Annotated in this window: 2 protein-coding genes; both read right to left on the bottom strand. The window is 74.6% G+C overall.

All coding sequences use genetic code 11. The annotated features are described in order from the left end of the window. A partial coding sequence (locus ACYVD1_RS34585; protein WP_460778692.1) for a protein kinase family protein occupies positions 1-840 on the bottom strand: 840 nt, incomplete at its 3' end. Positions 841-893: 53 nt separating this feature from the next. Continuing rightward, a partial coding sequence (locus ACYVD1_RS34580; RefSeq protein ID WP_460778691.1) for a WD40 repeat domain-containing protein occupies positions 894-2,065 on the bottom strand: 1,172 nt, incomplete at its 5' end.

Raw genomic sequence — 2,065 nt, 5'->3', positions numbered from 1 at the left:
GCGTTCGGGCGGGGCCGGAGTGGGCTCAGCTGTCGGCGGGGTGAGCAGGTGGTGCATCGCCTCCCCGGACCGGGCGGCGACGGCGCGGACCCCGTCCGGCCAGGGGCGGGGAGCGGCCGGGCCGCCGAGCATGTCCACCAGGTCGGTGGCGGCGGGGCGCAGCTGCGGGTCGGCCTTGAGGCAGGCGTCCACCAGTCCCCTGAGCTGGGCTGGAACCCGGTCGAGTCCGCCGGGTCCCGCCACACCGCTGGCCGCGGAGCACAGGGTGGCCGCCCAGGCGAACACGTCGGCCGCGGTGGAGGTGCCGCCCTCCGGCGGGGCGGATGCGGAGTGCGGGGCGGCCTGCGCCCCTTCGGAGGCGGCCCGTTCGAAACCGGGGTCGGCGATCAGCGCGGAGTGCGGGGACACCAGCACCCCGTCCGGCCGGAGGCCCCCGTGGACGTGCCCCGCGGAGTGCAGGTCGGCGAGTCCCTGGGCCAGCGCCAGGGCCAGCGGCTGCAGGGCCTCGGCGGGCAGGGGGCCGTGGTCGCCCACCAGCTCGGCCAGGGTCGGTCCGGCCGGCCGGGCCACCGCGACCCAGGGGGCGGCCCACTGGAGGTCGGCGTCCAGGACCGGTGCGACATAGGGGCTGTGCAGGGTACGGGCGCTCTCCACCAGGCGGGCGAACGCGTCCCGGAAGTCCGGGTCCGAGGTGTGCTCGGAGCGCACGACCTTGAGGGCGGCGGCGGGGCGGCCCGGGGCGGAGGCCAGGTAGGTCCGGGCGCAGGCGTCCTCGCCGATGCGGGCGCGGAGCCGGTAGGTGCCCACCCGGGGCGGGTCGTGTGGGTGCAGGGGTTGCATGGGGTCCTTGCCGGTGGTGTGGGAGCGGGGGTCCGGTGCCGAGCGTGTCCGCCCTATCCCGGGCCGAGGGTGTCGATCTCCTCGAACGTGTGCGCGTCCAGCACCACGAGGCCTCCCCCTTCCAAGCCCAGCGCCGCGAAGACCTCCTCGTCCGGGTGCGGGGTGGCGGCCATGGGGGCGTCCGTGTACACGTTGGCCTCGATGTCGACCGCTGGGACCGCCTGGCCCTCCTGGCCCGAGGACCGGTCCCAGCCGTTCATGAAGATCGTGCACCCTTCGCCCTCCCGCAGTCGGGCGTGGAGGCCGAACAGGGTGTCGGTGACCGGGTGGTAGGCGAACTCGCGCATGTTGCCGACGGCGTCCTCCCGGTCTTCCTCGACTACGTCGAACTCGTGCCCGTCCCCGCCCGTCGCGAGCTCGGCGAACACGGGACCGTCCTCGGTCGTGTACAGGACACCCCCGTCGTCGTCGGGCAGCGCGAGGCCGCTGACCTCGGATCCGAGGTAGGCGTCCTCGTCGTAGCCGACCTCCCGCCACGTCTCGGTGTCCCACATCCACAGGCCCCAGAGCCCCGTAGCCGCCATGTAGTCGCCTCCGGGTGAGAAGGCGATCTCCTGGAAGCTGGCGGTTCCGCCCGCGTCCGTCTCCCCCACCTCGAAGTCCTGCCGTTCTCCGCTCTCGAGGTCGAGGACGTGCAGGCTGGTCGCCCCGGCACCGCTCACGGCAAGGGAACCCCCGTCCGGGGAGAACGCCACCGACCACGGGTGCGCGTCCTCGAGCAGGACTTCGTGCTCGCCGGTGGCGAGCGTGTACAGGTGCACCCCGTCCTCGTCCGTGTAGGCGATCCGGCAGTCGTCGGGGCTGAAGACCGGGGTGACCTGGGAGTCCATGAGGACGTACAGGTCGATGAGGCCGAGCGCGGTGCCCTGCTCCCAGTCCCACAGCGCTACCCCGCTGGTCCCGCCGACGGCGAGTACGGATCCGTCGTGGGAGAAGGCCAGCGAGCCCACGATGTCGTCGGTGCCCGAGCCCGGCACGACCGGGTCCGGGTCGGCGGCCTCGGCGAAGGGTTCGGCGAGCTCCCCGGGGTCGCACCGGTCCGGGTCGGTGTCCCCGTCGCCGTCTCCGCCGGATTCCTCCGCCGAGGAAGCGTCGCCCGCGCCCAGCGCACCGTCCGCGGCCAGCGGGCCGGTGTGGGCCCACAGGCCGGCGCCCGCCACGAGCG

Source organism: Nocardiopsis nanhaiensis, from assembly GCF_054778635.1.
Note: the sequence above shows the minus strand (reverse complement) of the source record. Positions and strands in the feature narration are given on the sequence as shown.